Origin of the sequence: Antarcticimicrobium sp., assembly GCF_029212575.1 — a bacterium.
In the GTDB taxonomy this organism is placed as follows: domain Bacteria; phylum Pseudomonadota; class Alphaproteobacteria; order Rhodobacterales; family Rhodobacteraceae; genus Antarcticimicrobium.
Window position 1 is genome coordinate 36,010 of sequence record NZ_JARGPK010000049.1, and the last position, 6,162, is coordinate 42,171.

At 66.8% G+C, this 6,162-nt stretch carries 4 protein-coding genes; all 4 read right to left on the bottom strand.

Translation table 11 applies throughout. The features are described from left to right. Positions 1-47: 47 nt before the first annotated feature. On the bottom strand, positions 48-1,607 hold the full coding sequence (locus P1U75_RS10185; protein ID WP_300242778.1) for a trimethylamine methyltransferase family protein: 1,560 nt from the start codon (positions 1,605-1,607) through the stop codon (positions 48-50). Positions 1,608-1,704: 97 nt separating this feature from the next. Beyond that, positions 1,705-2,400 carry an HAD family hydrolase gene (locus P1U75_RS10190; RefSeq protein WP_300242780.1) on the bottom strand — a complete coding sequence of 232 codons (696 nt, stop codon included), beginning with the start codon at positions 2,398-2,400 and terminating at the stop codon, positions 1,705-1,707. A gap of 23 nt (positions 2,401-2,423) precedes the next feature. After that, positions 2,424-2,708 (bottom strand): DUF3572 domain-containing protein, encoded by a 285-nt coding sequence (locus P1U75_RS10195; protein ID WP_300242782.1) that lies wholly within the window; start codon positions 2,706-2,708, stop codon positions 2,424-2,426. Between the two features lie 119 nt (positions 2,709-2,827). Next, a complete protein-coding gene (locus P1U75_RS10200; RefSeq protein ID WP_300242784.1) occupies positions 2,828-5,950 on the bottom strand; it encodes a pyruvate carboxylase in 3,123 nt (1,040 codons plus the stop codon). Positions 5,951-6,162 lie beyond the last annotated feature (212 nt).

Sequence of the window (6,162 nt, forward strand, 5' to 3'; positions counted from 1 at the left end):
AAGGCTTAACAAATGCCGAACGGCGCCGCGCCCGGGGCGCGATCGAATCAGAAATCGGTCGGCGCGCCGCCCTCGGCCTTGCGGCGGGCGACGAAGGCGGTCAGCTCGTCGCGGATGGCCTGGTCCATCGGCGGCGGCTCGAAGCTTGCGATGATGCGCTTGTACATCGTATGGGCGCGCTCCGGCGTCCAGACGCCGCCGGCGGCCTCCCACCCCTCGTAGTTGCGCCAGTCGCTCAGGAACGGCTGATAAAAGGCGGTGGTATAACGGTCCTGGGTGTGCTGGATGCCAAAGAAATGCCCGGCGTTGCCGACCGAGCCGATCGCCTCGACCGCCACCTCGTCGGGGCCGGTGGCCCAGATCTCGGGCTGCATGTAACGCTGGATCTGCTGCAGCACCTCGCAATCCATGATGAATTTTTCGGGGCTGGCGATCAGCCCGCCCTCGAGCCATCCGGCGGCATGGTAGACCATATGCGTGCCCGATTGCACCGCCGCCCAGAGCGAGTTGGAGGTTTCCCACATTGCCTGCCCGTCGGGCACGTTGGCGGCGCAAACCCCCGAGGAGCGCAGCGGCAGGCCGTAGAACCGCGCCATCTGGCCGGTCATCTGGGTCGCCCGCATGTACTCCGGCGTGCCAAAGGCTGGGGCGCCGGATTTCATGTCGACGTTGGAGGTGAAGGTTCCGATGGCGCAGGGGCAGCCGGGACGCACGTATTGGAACAGCGCGATGGCGCAAAGCGCCTCGGCCAGCGATTGCGCCACCGCGCCGGCCATGGTCACCGGCGCCATCGCGCCGGCCAGCGTAAAGGGGGTGACCACCACCGCCTGGCCACGGCGGATCATGCGCAGGCAGCCGTCGATCATCGGGTAGTCGTGCTTGAGCGGCGAGGTGGAGTTGATGTTGGTATACATCCGCGGCGTCGCCTGGAACTCCTCCTCGGTCAGGCCGCCGGCAATGCGCACCATCTCCATCACGTCCTCGACCCGCTCCTTGCCCAGCGAATAGGCGTGCATCACCTTGTCGGTGAGCGTCAGCTTGTCATAGAGCACGTCGAGGTGCCGGACGCTGGCGTGGATGTCCACGGGTTCCACCGGGTAGCCGCCGGCGAAGTGGATGCAGTTGAAATACTGGGTGAGTTTCAGCAGGTTGGCGCATTTCTCGCGGGTGCCGGGTACCTTGCGGCCGATCTCCATGTCCCAGTAGTTGGGCGGCGAGGAGACGTTGCCGAACAGGATGGTCTTGCCGCCCACGGTGAGGGTGCGGTCCGGGTTGCGCGGGGTCAGGGTGAACTGCGACGGCGCCTTGGCCACCATCTCCATCACGAAGTCGCGGCCCATGCGGACGACCTCGCCCCGCACGCTGCAGCCGGCCTCGCGCAGGATCTCGATGGCCTCGGGGTTGAGAAAGGCGATGCCGATTTCCTCGAGAATGCGCATCGCGCCGTCGTGGATGGCGGCGATGCCCTCGTCGGTCAGCGGCTCGGTCGGGCGGTCGCGGTTGATCGGCGGCGCGAAGGGCATCTGTTCGATCACCGCCGCCCCGCGCCGGGCCGCCGCGCCTGAGCGGCCGCCGCCGCGCTTTCGCCGTTGTGCCTGTTGCACCATGAATGCCTCCCGCTGGCTGTGCTGCCCCACAGCAGGCCCCAGGCGCGGGCGGCGCGCCGCCTTGTCCGCGACGAATCCTGTCGTTTTCAGGCTGCGATCAGCCGCGCGTGGCGAGCCAGGCGGGAATATGCCCGATATCGGGCAGCACCGCGTCGGCGTGGGGGGCAAGCTCGTCCGCGCCGGCCATGCCGGTCAGCACCCCCAGGGTGGACATGCCGGCGGCGCGGCCGGCGTGCAGGTCATGGGTGCTGTCGCCCACCATCAGGGCGCGCGCCGGGTCCACATCGACGGCGGCGCAGAAGGCCAGCAGCGGCCCCGGCGCGGGCTTGGCGCCGTGCCCGCTGTCGAACCCGGCGACGAAGTCGAACCGGTCCAGCACCCGGGCGGCGAGCAGATGCGCCCGGGCCGGGGCTTCGGCATCGTTGGTGGCCACGCCCAGCCGCAACCCCTGCGCGCGCAGCCCGTCGAGAAAGGGCGCCAGCGGCACCGCCTCGATCTGGGGGGCAAGCTCGGCCTCTTCGTTCAGCATGCCGATCAGGGCCGGTCGGGTCAGCTGTGGAAAGTGGCGCTCCAGCGCGTCGGCCACCTCGGCCGGGGTGCCGGCGATCACCACGCTGTCGGGGGCGAAGCGGCGCGCCGCGAGGTCGAAACCGATCTCGGTCCCGATTGCCTGGGCGCGGGCGCGGTCCTGCCCGGTGGCGCGCAGCAGAAAGGCCTCGGCCCAGGCCTCCCAGGTGGCGGCGAAGTCGAACAGCGTGCCGTCCTTGTCGAACACGATGGCCTCGATACTCATGGCGCGGGCTCCTCCCGGTGGGGTCAGGTCCAATGCATCTGTGCCCCGCCGGGCAGCGCGGCGCGGGCCTGCATCGGGTGGTCATAGGGGATGCCGTTGGCGCCGCAGAACCCGGTCACCCAGGCGTCGTCCATCATCAGGAAATCGAGCACCGCACCGAGGAACTCCGGCTCTTGCGCCCGGGCGCTCAGTTCGTCCTGCCCGGCGCCGGTCGCGTTCAGAAAGACCGGCAGCAGATCGTCATTGCCCACCAGCCAGGCCAGGGCGCGGAGCGAGAGGGTTTCGGCGGCATCGGCGGAAAAGCTCATGGAACAGGATCACGGACCAAGGGTGGGGCAAGGGCCGCTGACCGGCCCATTCCCCTCCTGCGCGATTTTACCTGATGCGTCAATCGCCCCCATGTGCTCCGGGGGCCATCCGGCCCAGCCTATTCGAATTCCACCAGCAGATCCTTGGCGTCGATCTGTGCGCCGGGGGCGGTGTGGATGGCCTTGACGGTTGCGTCGTGTTCGGCGTGGATCGCGGTTTCCATCTTCATCGCCTCGATGGTGAGCATGAGATCGCCAGCCTTGACCTTCTGGCCCGCGGTGACGGCGACCGAGGCGACCACGCCGGGCATCGGCGCGCCGACATGGGCCGGGTTGCCATGCTCGGCCTTGGGGCGGGCGCGGGTCTGGGCGGTGACCAGCCGGTCCGGCACCCGCACCGTGCGTGGCTGGCCGTTCAATTCGAAGAACACCTTGACCTCGCCGGTCTCGTCGGTCTCGCCCACCGCCTGGCAGCGGATCTCCAGCGTCTTGCCCGGGTCGATCTCGGCCGAGATTTCCTCGCCCGGCTCCATGCCGTAGAAGAAGGTCCGCGTCGGCAGCGTGCGCACCGGGCCATATGTGCGGTGCCTTCCCATGTAATCGAGATAGACCTTGGGATACATCAGGTAGCCCATCAGGTCCTCGTCATCCACCGGCCTGCCCTCGAGCTCTTTCGACAGCTCCGCGCGGGTCACCTCCAGGTCCACAGGATCCAGGTGCTTGCCCGGGCGCTCGGTGTTGGGTTTTTCGTCCTTGAGCACCTTTTTCACGATGGTCTCGGGAAAGCCGCCCGGCGGCTGGCCGAGGTTGCCGCGCATCATGTCGATCACGCTGTCGGGAAAGGAGACCTCCTTGTCCGGGTCCTCGACATCGGCGCGGCTGAGGTTCTGGGAGACCATCATCAGCGCCATGTCGCCCACCACCTTGGAACTGGGCGTCACCTTGACGATATCGCCGAACATCATGTTGACGTCGGCATAGGTGCGGGCGACCTCGTGCCAGCGCTCCTCCAGCCCGAGGCTGCGCGCCTGCGCCTTGAGGTTGGTGAACTGCCCGCCGGGCATCTCGTGCAGGTAGACCTCCGAGGCCGGCGCCTGCAGTCCGCTTTCAAAGGCGGCGTATTGCGCGCGCACCGCCTCGAAGTAATCGCTGATCTCGCGGATCGCGGCGATGTCGAGCCCGGTCTCGCGGTCGGTGTGGCGCAGCGCCTCGACCACCGAGCCCAGTGTCGCCTGGGAGGTATTGCCGGAAAAGGCGTCCATGGCGCAGTCGACCGCGTCGACCCCGGCGTCGGCTGCGGCGAGGATGCTGGCGATGGCGCCCCCGGCGGTGTCATGGGTGTGGAAGTGGATCGGCAGCCCGACCTCCTGCTTGAGCGCCCGGACCAGCGCGCCGGCGGCGGAGGGTTTCAGCAACCCGGCCATGTCCTTGAGCCCCAGCACATGGGCGCCGGCGGCCTCCAGCTCGCGCGCCATGCCGACATAGTACTTCAGGTCGTACTTGGCCCGGTCGGGATCAAGGATGTCGCCGGTATAGCAGATCGTGCCCTCGCAGATCTTGTCGGCCTCGATCACCGCGTCCATCGCCACGCGCATGTTCTCGACCCAGTTGAGGGAATCGAAAACGCGGAAGACGTCGATGGTCTTCGCCGCCTCTTGCACAAAGGCGCGCACCACGTTGTCGGGGTAATTGGTGTAGCCGACCCCGTTTGAGCCCCTCAGAAGCATCTGCGTCATCAGGTTTGGCATCGCCGCGCGCAGGTCGCGCAGCCGCTGCCAGGGGCATTCCTGCAGGAACCGGTAGGCCACGTCGAAGGTGGCCCCGCCCCAGCATTCCACCGAGAGCAGCTGCGGCAGGTTGGCGGCATAGGCGGGCGCCACCCGGATCATGTCGATCGAGCGCATCCGGGTCGCCAGCAGGCTCTGGTGCCCGTCGCGCATGGTGGTGTCGGTGATCAGCAGCTGTTTCTGCGCCCGCATCCAGTCGGCCACCGCCCTGGGCCCCTGCTGTTCCAGTAGGTTGCGGGTGCCCATCTGCGGCTCGCCCTGTTTCGCGGGCGGTTTCGGCAGCCGGATGTCGGCGCGCGGTTTCGGGCGCCCCTTGGTCTCCGGGTGGCCGTTGACGGTGATGTCGGCGATATAGGTCAGCACCTTGGTGCCGCGGTCGCGCCGCCGGGAAAAGCGGAACAGCTCCGGCGTCTCGTCGATGAACCGGGTGGTATAGGTATTGTCGAGGAAGGTCGGATGCTTGAGCAGGTTCTCGACAAAGGCGATGTTGGTCGACACGCCCCGGATGCGAAACTCGCGCAGGGCCCGGTCCATCCGCGCGATCGCCATCTGCGGCGTCGGCGCCCAGGCGGTGACCTTGGTCAGCAGGCTGTCGTAATAGCGGGTGATCACGCCCCCCGCATAGGCGGTGCCGCCGTCGAGCCGGATGCCCATGCCGGTGGCGCTGCGATAGGCGGTGATGCGGCCGTAATCGGGGATGAAATTGTTCTGCGGGTCCTCGGTGGTGATCCTTGTCTGCAGCGCGTGGCCGTTCAGCCGGATCTCTTCCTGGCTGGCCTTGCCGGTGGCCTCGGCGATCGGCTTTCCCTCACTGATCAGGATCTGGGCGCGCACGATGTCGATGCCGGTCACCTCCTCGGTGACGGTATGTTCCACCTGCACCCGCGGGTTGACCTCGATGAAGTAGAATTGCTCCGTCTCCATGTCCATCAGGAACTCGACGGTGCCGGCGCATTCGTAATCGACGTGCTTGCAGATCTTGTATCCGAGCGCGCAGATCTCCTGGCGCTGGGCCTCGGTCAGATAGGGGGCCGGGGCGCGTTCGACCACTTTCTGGTTGCGCCGCTGCACCGAGCAATCCCGCTCGAACAGGTGGTAGATCTGCCCATGCTGATCGCCGAGGATCTGCACCTCGACATGGCGGGCCCGGGTGATCATCTTTTCGAGATAGCCCTCGCCGTTGCCAAAGGCGGACTCGGCTTCGCGCCGGCCTTCCAGCACCTTTTCCTTCAACTCCTCGGGCCCGGTGACCGGGCGCATGCCGCGGCCGCCGCCGCCCCAGGAGGCCTTGAGCATCAAGGGATAGCCGATTTCTCCGGCCTCGCGCGCGATGGCGTCGAAATCATTGCCCAGCACGCCGGTGGCCGGGATCACCGGCACGCCCGCCGCGATCGCCACCTGCCGGGGGGGGGGCGGGGGGCCCCGTGGGGCTCGAGCGGTGGAGGATTTCGGCAGCCTCTTAAATGTTGCGACAGCATAACGGCCGCTTGACAAATAACTTAAAATGTTTATTATGGGATTTTATAAGAAAGGATAATTATGTTAATAAAAGACGCTAAAAAAATCACGGACAGTTTTACAAAAACCAGCAAGATGCCGGGGCTATCTTATAGCCTGCCAGCGTGGGCCTGCAAGACCGGGGCCAAGCTTGCAAAAATTCCGGGGAC

What these genes read in the sequence shown, in the direction of transcription:
- P1U75_RS10185 (WP_300242778.1), bottom strand. Translation starts at nt 1,607, where the DNA reads ATGGTGCAACAGGCACAACGGCGAAAGCGCGGCGGCGGCCGCTCAGGC.
- P1U75_RS10190 (WP_300242780.1), bottom strand. Translation starts at nt 2,400, where the DNA reads ATGAGTATCGAGGCCATCGTGTTCGACAAGGACGGCACGCTGTTCGAC.
- P1U75_RS10195 (WP_300242782.1), bottom strand. Translation starts at nt 2,708, where the DNA reads ATGAGCTTTTCCGCCGATGCCGCCGAAACCCTCTCGCTCCGCGCCCTG.